Source organism: Metabacillus niabensis (assembly GCF_020524345.1).
GTDB classification, from domain to species: Bacteria; Bacillota; Bacilli; order Bacillales; family Bacillaceae; genus Metabacillus; species Metabacillus niabensis_B.
On record NZ_JAIVLH010000026.1, the window covers coordinates 16,338 to 31,736 of the forward strand.

The 15,399-nt window shown below is 39.2% G+C and carries 26 protein-coding genes; all 26 read right to left on the reverse strand.

All coding sequences use genetic code 11. The annotated features are described in order from the left end of the window. The 26 genes from secY to rpsL all read right to left on the reverse strand — a co-directional run bounded on the left by secY (position 1) and on the right by rpsL (position 15,362). The gene (gene secY, locus LC095_RS22490) at positions 1-1,293 is read right to left on the reverse strand and encodes a preprotein translocase subunit SecY (RefSeq protein WP_216774873.1); all 1,293 of its coding nucleotides are present in this window, start codon (positions 1,291-1,293) and stop codon (positions 1-3) included. Continuing rightward, on the reverse strand, positions 1,293-1,733 hold the full coding sequence (rplO, locus tag LC095_RS22495; RefSeq protein WP_078433110.1) for a 50S ribosomal protein L15: 441 nt from the start codon (positions 1,731-1,733) through the stop codon (positions 1,293-1,295). The genes secY and rplO overlap by 1 nt, the downstream gene beginning before the upstream one ends. A 31-nt stretch (positions 1,734-1,764) precedes the next feature. After that, entirely contained in the window at positions 1,765-1,947 is a 183-nt protein-coding gene (gene rpmD, locus LC095_RS22500; protein ID WP_026561237.1) for a 50S ribosomal protein L30, read from the reverse strand. A 12-nt stretch (positions 1,948-1,959) separates the two neighbouring features. Continuing rightward, entirely contained in the window at positions 1,960-2,460 is a 501-nt protein-coding gene (rpsE, locus tag LC095_RS22505) for a 30S ribosomal protein S5 (RefSeq protein WP_078433109.1), read from the reverse strand. Positions 2,461-2,483: 23 nt separating this feature from the next. Continuing rightward, positions 2,484-2,846 (reverse strand): 50S ribosomal protein L18, encoded by a 363-nt coding sequence (rplR, locus tag LC095_RS22510; RefSeq protein ID WP_026561235.1) that lies wholly within the window; start codon positions 2,844-2,846, stop codon positions 2,484-2,486. Positions 2,847-2,879: 33 nt separating this feature from the next. Further along, positions 2,880-3,419 (reverse strand): 50S ribosomal protein L6, encoded by a 540-nt coding sequence (rplF, locus tag LC095_RS22515; RefSeq protein WP_078433108.1) that lies wholly within the window; start codon positions 3,417-3,419, stop codon positions 2,880-2,882. A 30-nt stretch (positions 3,420-3,449) separates the two neighbouring features. Beyond that, positions 3,450-3,848 (reverse strand): 30S ribosomal protein S8, encoded by a 399-nt coding sequence (gene rpsH / locus LC095_RS22520; protein ID WP_026561233.1) that lies wholly within the window; start codon positions 3,846-3,848, stop codon positions 3,450-3,452. A gap of 31 nt (positions 3,849-3,879) precedes the next feature. Next, complete coding sequence (gene rpsN, locus LC095_RS22525) at positions 3,880-4,065, reverse strand: 30S ribosomal protein S14 (protein ID WP_010285078.1); 186 nt, start codon at positions 4,063-4,065, stop codon at positions 3,880-3,882. A gap of 24 nt (positions 4,066-4,089) precedes the next feature. Further along, complete coding sequence (rplE, locus tag LC095_RS22530; RefSeq protein WP_226530300.1) at positions 4,090-4,629, reverse strand: 50S ribosomal protein L5; 540 nt, start codon at positions 4,627-4,629, stop codon at positions 4,090-4,092. 24 nt (positions 4,630-4,653) lie between these two features. Then, the gene (gene rplX / locus LC095_RS22535; RefSeq protein WP_226530301.1) at positions 4,654-4,965 is read right to left on the reverse strand and encodes a 50S ribosomal protein L24; all 312 of its coding nucleotides are present in this window, start codon (positions 4,963-4,965) and stop codon (positions 4,654-4,656) included. 37 nt (positions 4,966-5,002) lie between these two features. Then, complete coding sequence (rplN, locus tag LC095_RS22540) at positions 5,003-5,371, reverse strand: 50S ribosomal protein L14 (RefSeq protein ID WP_026561230.1); 369 nt, start codon at positions 5,369-5,371, stop codon at positions 5,003-5,005. A 39-nt stretch (positions 5,372-5,410) separates the two neighbouring features. Further along, positions 5,411-5,674: a 30S ribosomal protein S17 gene (gene rpsQ / locus LC095_RS22545; RefSeq protein ID WP_226530302.1), complete on the reverse strand. Its 264-nt coding sequence runs from the start codon at positions 5,672-5,674 to the stop codon at positions 5,411-5,413. 20 nt (positions 5,675-5,694) lie between these two features. Then, complete coding sequence (rpmC, locus tag LC095_RS22550; RefSeq protein ID WP_078433105.1) at positions 5,695-5,898, reverse strand: 50S ribosomal protein L29; 204 nt, start codon at positions 5,896-5,898, stop codon at positions 5,695-5,697. Continuing rightward, on the reverse strand, positions 5,888-6,322 hold the full coding sequence (rplP, locus tag LC095_RS22555) for a 50S ribosomal protein L16 (RefSeq protein WP_026561227.1): 435 nt from the start codon (positions 6,320-6,322) through the stop codon (positions 5,888-5,890). The genes rpmC and rplP overlap by 11 nt, the downstream gene beginning before the upstream one ends. A 2-nt stretch (positions 6,323-6,324) precedes the next feature. Beyond that, on the reverse strand, positions 6,325-6,981 hold the full coding sequence (gene rpsC, locus LC095_RS22560; RefSeq protein ID WP_078433104.1) for a 30S ribosomal protein S3: 657 nt from the start codon (positions 6,979-6,981) through the stop codon (positions 6,325-6,327). Positions 6,982-6,984: 3 nt separating this feature from the next. Then, a complete protein-coding gene (rplV, locus tag LC095_RS22565; protein ID WP_072581456.1) occupies positions 6,985-7,329 on the reverse strand; it encodes a 50S ribosomal protein L22 in 345 nt (114 codons plus the stop codon). A 17-nt stretch (positions 7,330-7,346) separates the two neighbouring features. Continuing rightward, entirely contained in the window at positions 7,347-7,625 is a 279-nt protein-coding gene (rpsS, locus tag LC095_RS22570; RefSeq protein ID WP_026561224.1) for a 30S ribosomal protein S19, read from the reverse strand. A gap of 57 nt (positions 7,626-7,682) precedes the next feature. Continuing rightward, complete coding sequence (gene rplB, locus LC095_RS22575; RefSeq protein WP_026561223.1) at positions 7,683-8,513, reverse strand: 50S ribosomal protein L2; 831 nt, start codon at positions 8,511-8,513, stop codon at positions 7,683-7,685. 27 nt (positions 8,514-8,540) lie between these two features. Further along, on the reverse strand, positions 8,541-8,828 hold the full coding sequence (gene rplW, locus LC095_RS22580; protein ID WP_026561222.1) for a 50S ribosomal protein L23: 288 nt from the start codon (positions 8,826-8,828) through the stop codon (positions 8,541-8,543). Next, the gene (gene rplD / locus LC095_RS22585; protein ID WP_216774878.1) at positions 8,828-9,451 is read right to left on the reverse strand and encodes a 50S ribosomal protein L4; all 624 of its coding nucleotides are present in this window, start codon (positions 9,449-9,451) and stop codon (positions 8,828-8,830) included. Before rplD ends, rplW begins: the two co-directional genes overlap by 1 nt. A gap of 27 nt (positions 9,452-9,478) precedes the next feature. Then, complete coding sequence (gene rplC, locus LC095_RS22590) at positions 9,479-10,108, reverse strand: 50S ribosomal protein L3 (RefSeq protein ID WP_026561220.1); 630 nt, start codon at positions 10,106-10,108, stop codon at positions 9,479-9,481. 42 nt (positions 10,109-10,150) lie between these two features. Beyond that, the gene (rpsJ, locus tag LC095_RS22595; RefSeq protein WP_026561219.1) at positions 10,151-10,459 is read right to left on the reverse strand and encodes a 30S ribosomal protein S10; all 309 of its coding nucleotides are present in this window, start codon (positions 10,457-10,459) and stop codon (positions 10,151-10,153) included. Positions 10,460-10,978: 519 nt separating this feature from the next. Beyond that, positions 10,979-12,169, reverse strand: coding sequence for an elongation factor Tu (gene tuf / locus LC095_RS22600; RefSeq protein ID WP_226530303.1), 1,191 nt, complete (start codon positions 12,167-12,169; stop codon positions 10,979-10,981). A gap of 117 nt (positions 12,170-12,286) precedes the next feature. Beyond that, positions 12,287-14,365 carry an elongation factor G gene (gene fusA, locus LC095_RS22605; protein ID WP_226530304.1) on the reverse strand — a complete coding sequence of 693 codons (2,079 nt, stop codon included), beginning with the start codon at positions 14,363-14,365 and terminating at the stop codon, positions 12,287-12,289. A 53-nt stretch (positions 14,366-14,418) separates the two neighbouring features. Continuing rightward, positions 14,419-14,889, reverse strand: coding sequence for a 30S ribosomal protein S7 (rpsG, locus tag LC095_RS22610; protein ID WP_026561216.1), 471 nt, complete (start codon positions 14,887-14,889; stop codon positions 14,419-14,421). A gap of 50 nt (positions 14,890-14,939) precedes the next feature. After that, positions 14,940-15,362: a 30S ribosomal protein S12 gene (rpsL, locus tag LC095_RS22615; protein WP_026561215.1), complete on the reverse strand. Its 423-nt coding sequence runs from the start codon at positions 15,360-15,362 to the stop codon at positions 14,940-14,942. Positions 15,363-15,399: the final 37 nt, after the last annotated feature.

Here is a 15,399-nt window from a genome sequence, read left to right on the forward strand (position 1 = left end):
TTATTTAATAAAGCCTTTATAATGACGTTTCACTAACTGACTTTCAAGCTGCTTCATCGTCTCTAAGGCAACGCCGACAACGATAAGTAAACTTGTTCCACCAATCTGAGCGGATTGAGGCAGGTCAGCAAATTTTATAAAGAAAACAGGAAGAACAGCTATAGCTGCTAAGAAAAGAGAACCAACAAAAGTTAAACGATATAATACCTTTGTAACATATTCCTGCGTGCTTTTTCCCGGACGGATTCCAGGAATATAACCGCCTTGTTTCTTCAAGTTTTCAGCCATTTGCTCAGGGTTAACTTGAACAAATGTATAAAAGTATGTGAAAGCAAGTATTAAAGCGATGTAGATAATCATACCTACAGGCTGAGTGTAGTCAAAGGTTTTCTGAATCCAATCTGTGACATCGTTTGGACCAAAGAATGCTGCAATTGTTGGTGGTGTAATAATAAAAGACACTGCAAAGATAACAGGGATTACACCGGCAGGATTCACTTTTAAAGGCAGGTGAGTTGTATGTCCTCCACCCATATTTTTATTACTGGATCCTTTTGCATATTGAATTGGTATTTTACGAAGTGCTTGTTGGATAAAGATAACTCCTACCACAACAGCTAAAATTGCTAATAATAGAATGGCAACCGTCACTATTTTAATAAATAATTGGTCACCTGCATCTTCAAATTGTTGTGCATAAATTTGGTTAACAGTTGAGGGGATTCCAGCTGCAATCCCAGCAAAAATGATAATGGAAATCCCATTACCAACACCCTTAGAGGTGATTTGTTCTCCTAACCACATCAAGAATGCTGTACCAGCAGTTAAGACAATCGCAATTAATAAGTATGTTCCTATACCTGGATTTTCAATTAACATCCCACCTGACTGGGTGTTAAATCCATAGGACATACCTAACGCCTGGATGAAACCTAATATTATCGTAAAGTATCTTGTAAATTGAGCAAGCTTACGTCGCCCAACATCACCTTGTTTAGACCATTCAGTAAACTTCGGTACAACATCCATCTGTAAAAGTTGAACGATAATCGAAGCTGTGATGTACGGCATAATTCCCATTGCGAGAATAGAGAAATTAAAAAGTGCACCACCACCGAAGGTATTAAGAATTCCGAATACATTTAGTTCATCCTGAGCTCTTAATACATCAGCATTAACATTGGGCACAGGAATGAACGTTCCAATACGAAATACAACTAACATTAAAAGGGTGAATATGATCTTACTTCTAATATCACCCACGCGCATAAAATTGGAGATTGTTTTAAACATTAGATCACCTCAGCTGTACCGCCAGCAGATTCAATTGCTTCTTTAGCAGAAGCAGAGAACTTGTTAGCTTTTACAGTAAGTTTTTTCTCTAACTGACCGTTACCAAGGATTTTAACACCAGACTTAACATTACTTAGAACACCTGTTTCAAGTAAGAATTCTGGAGTAACCTCTGTGCCATCTTCAAAACGATTCAGGACATCAAGGTTAACAATTGCAAAGTCCTTGCGGTTAATGTTCGTAAATCCACGTTTAGGTAAGCGTTGGAACAAAGGAGTTTGACCACCTTCGAATCCTGGACGAACTCCACCACCAGAACGAGCATTTTGTCCTTTATGACCTTTACCAGCTGTTTTACCGTTACCAGAACCGATACCACGACCAACACGATTACGTGTTTTACGTGAACCTTCTGCTGGTTTCAACTCATGAAGTTTCATCGGGACACCTCCTTATTTATTTATATTTCTATTATTGTTCTTTAACTGTAACTAAGTGAGCAACTTTATTAATCATACCGCGAATCGCAGGATTATCTTCTTGGACTACAGTTTGATGTAACTTTTTAAGACCAAGTGTTTTAACAGTAATACGTTGGTCTTCAGGACGACCAATCACACTGCGAGTGAGGGTAATTTCTAACTTATTCGCCATTGTTTTCCCTCCTTATCCTAACAGTTCTTCTACCGTTTTTCCACGTAACTTCGCAACTTCTTCGGCACTCTTAAGTTCATTTAATCCAGAGATTGTTGCACGAATCATGTTGATTGGAGTGTTTGAACCTAAAGATTTTGAAAGAATATCAGCTACACCAGCTAACTCAAGTACCGCACGAACAGGTCCTCCTGCGATAACTCCAGTACCTTCAGATGCAGGTTTTAAAAGGATGTTACCAGCACCAAACTGTCCGATAATTTGGTGAGGAATCGTTGTACCTACCATAGGTACCTCGATTAAGTTTTTCTTAGCATCCTCAATTGCTTTACGAATCGCTTCTGGTACCTCTTGAGCTTTACCAGTACCGAAACCTACATGACCGTTTTTATCACCTACAACAACAAGTGCTGCAAAGCGGAAACGACGACCACCTTTAACAACTTTAGCAACGCGGTTTACCGTAACTACGCGTTCTTCAAGCTCTAATTTGTTTGGATCAATACGACGCATTCTTTATGTCCCTCCTTTTGCGATTAAAATTCAAGTCCAGCCTCGCGAGCAGCTTCAGCTAGAGCTTTAACACGACCATGGTATAAATAACCCCCGCGATCAAATACAACTGTTTTAACGCCTTTTTCGATAGCACGTTTAGCTACTAATTCTCCAACCTTTTGAGCAGCATCAACATTGCTTTTAGAATCTAAATTAAGATCTTTATCTAAAGTAGATGCACTTACTAAAGTAACAGAATTTGAATCATCAATTACTTGAGCATAAATGTGTTGGTTAGAACGATATACGTTTAGACGAGGACGAACTGCAGTGCCTTCTAATTTAGCACGAACACGAGCATGTCTTTTTTTACGTACAACATTTTTATCAGCTTTAGTAATCATTTAGGTCACTCCTTTCTTATCATCTAGGCGATATTACTTCGCAGTTTTACCTTCTTTACGACGTACATGTTCGCCTTCATAGCGGATACCTTTACCTTTATAAGGCTCTGGTGGACGAACGTCACGAATGTTAGCTGCAATAGCACCAACACGCTCTTTATCAGTTCCTTTTACAAGAACTTTTGTTTGTGATGGTACTTCAATTTCAATACCGGATTCAGGTGTGATTTCAACAGGGTGAGAGTAACCTACGTTTAGGACTAATTTGTTACCTGATTTTGTAGCACGGTAACCGACACCGATAAGTTCTAAACCTCTTTCAAATCCTTTAGAAACACCTTCAACCATGTTACCTAATAGACTACGAGTAGTACCGTGTAAAGCACGGTGCTCCTTTACATCTGATGGGCGAGCAACTGTTAATACATTATCTTCAATAACGATTTTCATATCAGGGCTGAATGTACGAGTTAATTCACCTTTAGGTCCTTTAACTGTTACAGTATTATCCTCAGCGATGTTAATCGTAACACCAGCAGGGATTTCAAGTATTTTCTTACCAATACGAGACATTCATTACACCTCCATTCTTTTTTAAACTTTTTACCAAACGTATGCTAATACTTCTCCACCAGTTTGTTTTGCACGAGCCTCTTTGTCAGTCAAAACACCTTGAGAAGTTGAAACGATCGCAATACCTAATCCGTTAAGTACACGTGGTACTTCTCCAGTTTTAGCATATACACGTAAACCTGGTTTACTGATTCTTTTTAGACCAGTGATTACACGCTCATTGTTTGCACCGTATTTCAAGAAAATACGAATGATACCTTGTTTGTTATCTTCTACATATTCAACATCACGTACGAAACCTTCACGTTTAAGAATTTCTGCAATTTCCTTCTTAATTGTAGATGCAGGAAACTCAAGTTTTTCGTGACGTACCATATTCGCATTACGAATGCGAGTAAGCATATCTGCAATAGGATCTGTCATAACCATTACTAAATAACCTCCTTCCCGTTTTACGGTTTTACCAGCTAGCTTTTTTCACGCCTGGAATTTGACCTTTATAAGCAAGTTCACGGAAACAAATACGGCAAAGCTTAAATTTGCGTAGTACTGAGTGTGGACGTCCGCAACGTTCGCAGCGAGTGTACTCTTGTACTTTAAACTTTTGCGTGCGTTTTTGCTTAGCAATCATTGATTTTTTAGCCACAATTTCGCCTCCCTTTACTAGCGATTATTTTTGGAACGGCATGCCGAACTGTGTTAATAGTTCGCGTGCTTCTTCATCAGTATTCGCAGTAGTAACGATAACGATATCCATACCGCGAACTTTGTTTACTTTATCATAATCAATCTCAGGGAAGATTAATTGCTCTTTCACACCTAAAGTGTAGTTTCCACGGCCATCAAAAGATTTCTTTGATACCCCACGGAAGTCACGTACACGTGGTAATGAAACAGAGATTAATTTATCTAAGAATTGGTACATACGCTCACCGCGAAGTGTAACTTTTGCACCGATTGGCATACCTTCACGAAGACGGAAGCCCGCGATTGATTTTTTTGCTTTAGTTACAACAGGTTTTTGACCAGTGATTTGAGTTAACTCTTCAACAGCTACATCTAAAGCTTTTGAGTTTGAAACTGCATCACCAACACCCATGTTGATAACGATTTTTTCTAATTTTGGAGCTTGCATTACTGATTTATATGAGAACTTCTTCATTAATGAAGGAGTGATTTCACTTTGATACTTTTCTTTAAGGCGGTTCATCTATATACCTCCCTTCCTGATTTACTATTTATCTAAAGTTTCACCAGATTTTTTTGCTACACGTACCTTTTTACCGTCTACCACTTTATAACCAACACGAGTCGGTTCACCAGATTTTGGATCAAGTGGCATAACATTTGATACATGGATAGGTGCCTCTTGGTTTAAGATTCCACCTTGTGGGTTAGCTTGAGATGGCTTAGCGTGTTTTTTCACGATGTTAATACCTTCTACAAGTACACGATCTTTTTTAGGATAAGAAGCAAGAACAACGCCTTGTTTACCTTTATCCTTACCAGAGATAACCATTACTTTATCACCTTTTTTAACATGCATCCTCGTTGCACCTCCTTAGTAAGGCAATCGAAATTTATTATAGAACTTCTGGAGCTAAAGAAACGATTTTCATGAAGTTGTTTTCGCGTAGTTCACGAGCAACTGGTCCGAAAATACGAGTACCACGAGGGCCTTTGTCATCACGAATGATAACACATGCATTTTCGTCAAATTTGATGTAAGAACCATCTGAACGACGAGCACCACTCTTCGTACGAACGATTACAGCTTTAACAACATCACCTTTTTTGACAACGCCACCTGGTGTTGCTTGTTTTACCGTACAAACAATTACATCACCGATATTAGCAGTTTTACGACCAGAACCACCTAATACTTTGATTGTTAATACTTCACGAGCACCAGAGTTGTCAGCAACTTTTAAACGAGATTCTTGTTGGATCACTTATGTTACCTCCCTTCGGAATTAACTATCCGAACAATATTAAATAATGATAGCTTCTTGTACAACTTCTACTAAACGGAAACGTTTTGTAGCTGATAATGGACGAGTTTCCATAATCTTTACGATGTCACCGATTTTAGCTTGGTTGTTTTCATCATGAGCTTTGAATTTCTTAGAGTATTTTACACGTTTACCGTATAGTGGATGTGTTTTGTATGTTTCAACAAGTACAGTGATAGTTTTATCCATTTTGTCAGAAACAACACGACCAGTATACACTTTACGTTGGTTACGTTCACTCATTCGGTAAACCTCCTCTCTTATTAACGATTATTAGCAGCGAGCTCTCTTTCACGGATAACAGTTTTCATACGAGCGATCGATTTACGAACTTCACGGATGCGAGCAGTATTTTCTAATTGTCCTGTCGCTAATTGAAAGCGAAGGTTAAATAACTCTTCTTTAAGAGATTTTACTTTTTGTTCAATTTCAGCAGTGGTTAGGTCACGAATATCATTAGCTTTCATTTGATTCACCACCAATTTCTTCACGTTTTACGAACTTCGTTTTGATCGGTAATTTATGAGAAGCTAAACGTAATGCTTCACGTGCTACTTCTTCAGATACACCTGAGATTTCAAACATTACTTTACCTGGTTTTACAACTGCTACCCAACCTTCTGGAGCACCTTTACCAGATCCCATACGAACCTCTAAAGGTTTAGCTGTATAAGGCTTAGAAGGGAAGATTTTAATCCAAACTTTTCCGCCACGTTTCATGTAACGAGTCATCGCGATACGAGCTGCCTCGATTTGGCGGTTTGTAATCCAAGAAGCTTCTAGAGCTTGAATTCCGAACTCACCGAAATGTACTTCAGTACCGCCTTTAGCGCGACCGCGCATTTTTCCACGGTGCTCTCTACGATATTTTACGCGTTTTGGCAATAACATAATTAATTTCCTCCTTCCTCTTTTTTCTTCTTAGTAGGAAGAACCTCTCCACGATAGATCCAAACTTTTACGCCTAATTTACCGTAAGTTGTATCAGCTTCAGCTGTTCCATAATCGATATCAGCACGAAGTGTGTGTAGTGGAACTGTTCCTTCGCTATAATGCTCAGCACGTGCGATATCTGCTCCGCCTAGACGACCAGAAACTTGAGTTTTGATACCCTGTGCACCAGCACGCATAGCACGTTGAATTGTTTGTTTTTGAGCACGACGGAAAGAGATACGGTTTTCCAATTGACGTGCAATATTTTCAGCAACTAATTTAGCATCTAAATCAGCTTTTTTGATTTCTAAAATGTTGATGTGAACTCTTTTACCAGTTAATTGGTTAAGAGCTTTACGTAGAGCTTCAACTTCCGTACCACCTTTACCGATTACCATTCCAGGTTTAGCAGTGTGGATTGTAATATTTACACGGTTAGCTGCACGCTCGATTTCGATTTTAGAAACAGATGCATCACTAAGACGTTTAGTAACATATTCACGAATTTTGATATCTTCATGTAAAAGAGTTGAGTAGTCTTTTCCAGCGAACCATTTTGACTCCCAATCACGAATAACTCCAATACGAAGACCGACTGGATTTACCTTTTGACCCACGGATTATCCCTCCTTCTTTTCTGTTAAGATGATTGTGATGTGGCTTGTGCGCTTGTTAATAGCACTTGCACGACCCATAGCGCGTGGACGGAAACGTTTAAGAGTTGGACCTTCGTTTGCATAAGCTTCAGATACAACTAAGCTATTAATGTCCATTTCATAGTTATGCTCAGCGTTTGCCACTGCTGATTTTAATACTTTCTCTATGATTGGAGAAGCAGCCTTTGGTGTGTGATTTAAAATCGCCACTGCTTCACCTACTTGCTTACCTCGAATAAGATCTAGAACTAAACGAGCTTTACGAGGAGCAATACGAACTGTTCTTGCGACAGCTTTAGATTGTTGCATTTAAATGCCTCCTCTCATTAACGTCTTGTTTTTTTGTCATCACTAGCATGACCTTTGTAAGTACGAGTAGGTGCGAATTCACCTAGTTTATGACCTACCATGTCTTCAGTTACATATACAGGAACATGTTTACGTCCATCATAAACAGCGATAGTGTGACCAATGAATTGTGGGAAAATTGTAGAACGACGAGACCAAGTTTTAATAACTTGCTTTTTCTCAGTTTCATTTAACTTTTCAACTTTGTTCATTAAATGATCATCAACGAATGGTCCTTTTTTTAAGCTACGGCCCATGATTGTACCTCCCTTCGCGATCGTGCTACGGTTCGAATGAACCGTAGTTCAATCACGTTATTTTTTACGACGACGCACGATAAACTTATCTGATTTGTTTTTCTTCTTACGTGTTTTAGCTCCAAGAGTTGGTTTACCCCATGGAGACATTGGTGATTTACGTCCGATAGGAGCGCGTCCTTCACCACCACCGTGTGGGTGATCGTTAGGGTTCATTACAGATCCACGAACAGTTGGGCGTTTACCTAACCAACGAGAACGACCTGCTTTACCAATGTTGATAAGTTCATGTTGCTCGTTACCAACTTGACCTACAGTCGCGCGGCAAGTAGCAAGAATCATACGAACTTCACCAGAGTTTAAACGTACAAGTACATATTTACCTTCTTTACCTAATACTTGAGCAGATGTACCTGCTGAACGAACTAATTGTCCGCCTTTACCAGGTTTTAATTCGATGTTGTGTACTACAGTACCTACTGGGATGTTTTGTAGTGGAAGTGCATTCCCTACTTTAATATCCGCTTCAGGACCAGACATAACTTCTAAACCTACTTGAAGGTTTTTAGGTGCAAGAATGTATCTTTTTTCACCATCAACATAGTTGATAAGTGCGATGTTTGCAGAACGATTTGGATCGTATTCGATTGTAGCAACGCGTCCTGGTATACCATCTTTGTCGCGTTTAAAATCGATCACACGATATTGGCGCTTGTGTCCGCCCCCTTGGTGACGAACTGTTAATTTACCTTGGTTATTACGTCCACCTTTTCTGTGAAGTGGAGCAAGTAACGACTTTTCAGGTTGGTCTGTCGTAATTTCAGCAAAATCAGATACTGTCATACCACGACGACCGTTTGAGGTTGGTTTATATTTTTTAATCGCCATATCGATATCCCTCCTTTTCTATTAAAATTATACTTCGAATAATTCGATTTCTTTGCTATCAGTTGTAAGCTTAATGATCGCTTTACGACGACGGTTAGTTAAACCGCTGTAACGACCAACGCGTTTGAATTTACCTTTGTAATTCATGATGTTTACTTTTTCAACTTTTACACCAAAGATTGATTCGATCGCATCTTTAACTTCAGTTTTATTAGCCTTAACATCAACTTCAAACGTGTATTTTTTCTCTGACATTAAATCAGTTGAACGTTCAGTGATTACGGGGCGCTTAATAATATCACGAGGATCTTTCATTATGCAAGCACCTCCTCTACTTTTTGCACCGCTGCTTTCGTCATAATCAATTTATCATGGTTTAGTACATCAAGTACGTTAACACCATTTGCAGTAACTACAGTTACTCCAGGGATATTACGTGCTGATAATGCAACATTTTCGTTGTTGTCAGCTGTAACGATTAACGCTTTTTTCTCAACAGAAAGACCTTTTAATACTGAAGCCATTTCTTTTGTTTTTGGAGCGTTAAGAGCTAAGTCTTCTAATACAACGATGCTGTTGTCAACTACTTTAGATGATAAAGCTGATTTGATAGCTAAACGGCGTACTTTTTTAGGTAATTTATATGCATATGAACGTGGTGTTGGTCCGAATACGATACCACCGCCGCGCCATTGTGGAGAACGGATAGATCCTTGACGAGCACGACCAGTACCCTTTTGGCGCCAAGGTTTACGACCTCCGCCTGCTACTTCAGAACGATTTTTTACTTTGTGAGTTCCTTGACGTAAGGAAGCTCTTTGCATGATAACCGCTTCAAATAATACATGCTGATTAGGTTCAATACCAAACACAGAATCATTTAGTTCGATTTCTCCAACGTTTGATCCAGCTTGGTTTAATAATGCTACTTTCGGCATTACCCAATTCCTCCTTTCCTAGTGAAATTATTTAGATTTAACTGCGCTTTTCACAGTGATTAGGGCTTTTTTAGGTCCTGGAACGTTACCTTTGATTAATAGTAGGTTGCGTTCTGCATCCACTTTAACAATCTCTAAGTTTTGAACTGTGATACGTTCTCCACCCATACGGCCAGGTAATAATTTGTTTTTGAATACACGGTTAGGTGCTACAGGTCCCATAGAACCTGGGCGACGATGGTAACGAGAACCGTGGGACATAGGTCCACGAGATTGTCCGTGGCGTTTAATAGCACCTTGGAAACCTTTCCCTTTAGAAATTCCTGTTACATCTACAGTTTCACCTGCTGTGAAAATATCAACTTTGACTTCTTGACCAACTTCGATTTGCTCTAAGCTTGCTTCACGAAGTTCTTTAACGAAGCGCTTAGGTGCAGTATCAGCTTTCGCAACGTGGCCTTTTTCTGGTTTGTTCGATAACTTTTCGCGTTTGTCTTCAAAACCTAATTGAACTGCATTATATCCATCAGTTTCAACAGTTTTCTTTTGAAGAACAACGTTTGGAGCAGCTTCGATAACAGTTACCGGAATTAGATCACCGTTTTCTGCAAATACTTGCGTCATACCAATTTTTCTTCCTAAGATTCCTTTGGTCATGAGTCACACCTCCTAATAGTCTTTTCTTATTTATTTTAAGAATTATAATTTGATTTCAATGTCAACACCAGACGGTAAGTCTAAACGCATTAAAGCATCAACAGTTTGTGGTGTTGGGCTGATGATATCAATTAAACGCTTATGCGTACGCATTTCGAATTGCTCACGAGAATCTTTGTATTTATGAACCGCACGTAGGATCGTGTAAACTGATCTTTCAGTTGGTAATGGAATCGGACCAGATACATTTGCACCAGAACGTTTTGCAGTTTCAACAATTTTCTCTGCAGATTGATCAAGAATTCTGTGATCATATGCTTTTAAACGAATACGAATCTTTTGTTTTGCCATTATTTTCCCTCCTTTTCGCCTACTTTTAAAATAGACATTTTCTCCGCAAGAATTTTCCCTACACACGCCATGGCAAAGCGGCCGTGTGTATCGGCAACCTCCTGCTTCATCGCAGTCAAAGACCAACATTGTCTATTATACATAAAACCTATAATAGATGCAAGAGTAATTTATAAAAAACCTAGTACTCTTACGCACTTTTCATATTATACATAGAATATCTACGAATATCAAGAATATCAGTAATGGTTTAATCTGTAACTTTTTCCTGTAGATATAAATGGTACTGGCCAATTAAAAGTTAACTACTATTTCATCTAGTTTACTTCTTTATTAAGACAGATTATTTCAATAGTAGAGAATGGATCTATCAGTTCAACATATTATGTGTATAATATTTATATTTAAATAGAAGCAACGATTTAATTGTCAGCTCCAAATAAATCGAATATATATATAGAAGAAAAAAAACAAAAAAGGACGAGCACATTTGCTCGTCCTTTTTTAAACTTTATCTAATTATTCTTGGATAGTTGCAACAACGCCTGCGCCTACAGTACGTCCACCTTCACGGATTGAGAATTTAGTACCTTCTTCAATCGCGATTGGAGCAATAAGCTCAACAGTCATTTCAACGTTATCTCCAGGCATAACCATTTCTACGCCTTCAGGAAGTTGGCAGATACCAGTTACATCAGTTGTACGGAAGTAGAACTGAGGACGGTAGTTAGTGAAGAATGGAGTGTGACGTCCACCTTCTTCTTTTGATAAAACGTAAACTTCTGCTTTGAATTTTGTGTGTGGAGTGATTGTACCTGGTTTAGCAAGTACTTGTCCACGTTGTACATCATCACGTGCAACACCACGAAGTAGTGCACCGATGTTGTCACCAGCTTCAGCATAGTCAAGAAGTTTACGGAACATTTCAACACCTGTTACAGTTGTTGATTTTGGCTCTTCAGTTAAACCGATGATGTCGATTACGTCACCAACTTTAACTTGTCCACGCTCAACACGACCAGTAGCAACTGTTCCACGACCAGTGATAGAGAATACATCCTCAACTGGCATCATGAATGGCTTGTCAGTGTCACGTGTTGGAGTTGGGATATACTCATCAACAGCGTTCATTAATTCAACGATTTTTTCTTCCCACTCAGCTTCTCCTTCAAGAGCTTTAAGAGCAGAACCTTTAACTACAGGTACATCATCACCAGGGAATTCGTACTCAGATAGTAAATCACGAACTTCCATTTCTACTAATTCTAATAATTCTTCGTCATCTACCATGTCACATTTGTTTAAGAATACAACAAGGTAAGGTACACCTACTTGACGAGATAAAAGGATGTGCTCACGAGTTTGTGGCATTGGGCCGTCAGCAGCAGATACTACTAAGATACCGCCATCCATTTGTGCAGCACCAGTGATCATGTTTTTAACATAGTCAGCATGTCCTGGGCAGTCAACGTGTGCATAGTGACGAGTTTCAGTTTCATACTCAACGTGTGCAGTTGAGATTGTGATTCCACGCTCACGCTCTTCTGGAGCAGCGTCGATCATATCATAAGCCATAGCAGCACCTTTACCACTACGTTTAGCTAGTACAGTTGTGATTGCAGCTGTTAAAGTTGTTTTACCATGGTCAACGTGTCCGATAGTACCGATATTAGCATGCGTTTTGGAACGGTCGAATTTTTCTTTAGCCATTCTAAAAATCCTCCTTAGAGATTGTATTTTTTAGGATAATATATGTAACAGAAAGCGAGATTCTCACTTTCTGTTCTCACATAAGTAGTTATACTTCATAAAAGGGGTAAAAATCAATTACTCACCTTTATTTTTTTTGATAATTTCTTCTGAAACTGATTTTGGTACTTCTTCATAGTGATCAAAGTGCATAGTGAAGACACCACGACCTTGAGTACTTGAACGTAATGCTGTAGCATAACCAAACATTTCAGAAAGTGGAATCATTGCGCGAACAACTTGTGCATTCCCACGAGCTTCCATACCTTCAACGCGTCCACGACGTGCTGTAACTTGGCCCATGATATCTCCCATGTATTCTTCAGGCACTACTACTTCAACTTTCATAACAGGCTCTAGAATTACAGGGCTACATTTTGATACAGCATTTTTAAGTGCTAATGAAGCAGCAACTTTAAACGCCATTTCACTTGAGTCAACATCATGGTAAGAACCATCAACTAATGCAGCTTTAACATCAACTAATGGATAACCAGCTAAGACACCGTTTTGCATTGCATCTTCAAGACCAGCTTGAACAGCAGGTACGTATTCACGAGGTACTACCCCACCAACGATTTTGTTTTCGAACTCAAAACCTTTACCTTCTTCATTCGGTTCAAATTCGATCCACACGTGTCCGAATTGTCCACGTCCACCAGATTGACGAGCGAATTTACCTTCGACTTTAGCACCTTGGCGGAATGTTTCACGATATGCAACCTGTGGAGCACCAACGTTAGCTTCTACTTTGAATTCACGTTTCATACGATCAACTAAAATATCTAAGTGAAGCTCACCCATACCAGCAATAATTGTTTGACCAGTTTCTGCATCAGTATGTGCTCTGAAAGTTGGATCTTCCTCTTGAAGTTTTTGTAAAGCAGTTGTCATTTTGTCTTGGTCTGCTTTAGATTTTGGTTCAACAGAAAGTTGAATAACTGGTTCTGGGAATTCCATAGACTCAAGGATAACAAGGTTTTTGTCGTCACATAGAGTATCACCAGTTGTAGTATCTTTCAAACCAACAGCAGCTGCGATATCTCCAGCATAAACTTCAGAGATTTCTTCACGGCTGTTTGCATGCATTTGAAGGATACGACCTACACGCTCACGTTTACCTTTAGTAGAGTTTTGGATATAAGATCCAGAACTTAATGTACCAGAGTAAACACGGAAGAATGTAAGTTTACCAACATAAGGATCTGTCATTACTTTAAACGCTAAAGCAGCAAACGGACCCTCATCGCTAGATTCACGAGTAACTTCTTCATCTGTATCAGGTAGAGTACCTTTGATTGCCGGTACATCTAGTGGAGATGGAAGGTAATCGATAACAGCATCTAGCATTTTTTGAACACCTTTGTTTTTGAAAGCAGATCCACAGATAACTGGATAGAAATCAACGCTACAAGTACCTTTACGAATTGCTGCTTTTAGCTCTTCGTTAGTGATTTCTTCACCACCAAGGTATTTCTCCATTAATTCTTCATCAAGTTCAGCTACTGCTTCTACTAAGCTTTCTCGGTATTCATTCGCTTGATCTTGGTATTCTTCAGGAATTTCTCCCACTTGGATATCAGTTCCTAAGTCATTACCATAGAACGTAGCATTCATTTCAACTAAGTCAATGATACCTTCGAATTGATCTTCCGCACCAATTGGTAATTGGATTGGGTGAGCATTAGCTTGAAGGCGTTCATGTAATGTTTTTACAGAATATAGGAAGTCCGCACCGATTTTGTCCATTTTATTAACGAACACAACACGTGGTACTCCATAAGTTGTAGCTTGACGCCAAACAGTTTCTGTTTGAGGTTCAACACCTGATTGAGCATCAAGTACTGCTACAGCACCATCAAGTACACGCAGGGAACGTTCAACCTCAACTGTGAAGTCTACGTGTCCTGGAGTGTCGATGATGTTTACACGGTGGCCTTTCCACTGTGCAGTTGTTGCAGCAGATGTGATCGTGATTCCACGTTCTTGTTCTTGCTCCATCCAGTCCATCTGTGATGCACCTTCGTGAGTTTCACCAATTTTATGAATACGACCAGTGTAATAAAGAACACGCTCAGTAGTTGTGGTTTTACCAGCATCAATGTGAGCCATGATTCCGATATTACGAGTATTTGCTAAGGAGAACTCTCTTGCCATTGGGTAATTTCTCCTTCCTTATAGGAAAATTTAGTGTATTTAAAGTATATTGATTACCAGCGATAGTGAGCAAATGCTTTATTTGCTTCAGCCATTTTGTGTGTATCTTCACGTTTCTTAACTGCTGCGCCTGTGTTGTTAGCAGCATCTAGAATTTCGTTAGCTAAACGCTCTTCCATTGTTTTTTCTCCACGAAGACGAGCGTAGTTTACTAACCAACGTAAACCTAATGTAGTACGACGATCTGGACGTACTTCAACAGGTACTTGGTAGTTAGCACCACCTACACGACGTGCTTTAACTTCAAGAACCGGCATGATGTTTTTAAGTGCTTGTTCAAACACTTCCATTGCATCATTACCTGAACGTTCTTTAATTAAATCGAAAGCATTGTAAAGTACAGATTGTGCTTTACCTCTTTTTCCGTCGATCATAATTCTGTTTACTAAACGTGTAACAAGCTTTGAATTGTAAAGTGGATCTGGTAATACGTCTCTTTTTGTTACAGGACCTTTACGTGGCATGTTATGTCCTCCTTTCATTTTGGGTTTTTATTTTTATTTTAAAATGATTATTATTTTTTAGCTGCTTTTGGACGTTTTGTACCGTATTTAGAACGGCCTTGCATACGACCATCAACACCAGCAGTATCTAACGCACCACGAACGATGTGATAACGTACCCCCGGTAAATCTTTTACACGTCCACCACGGATAAGAACAACACTGTGCTCTTGTAGGTTGTGGCCAATACCAGGAATGTATGCTGTAACTTCAATTCCGTTTGTTAAACGAACACGAGCGTATTTACGAAGCGCTGAGTTTGGTTTCTTCGGCGTCATCGTACCTACACGAGTACATACACCACGTTTTTGAGGTGAAGATACGTTTGTTTGCTCTTTTTTGAAGCTGTTGTAACCTTTGTTTAATGCAGGTGATTTTGATTTCTCAATTTTGCTTACGCGACCTTTACGCACTAATTGATTAATAGTAGGCATTTTAGTTTTCCTCCCTTCATCATTAATACCACACATC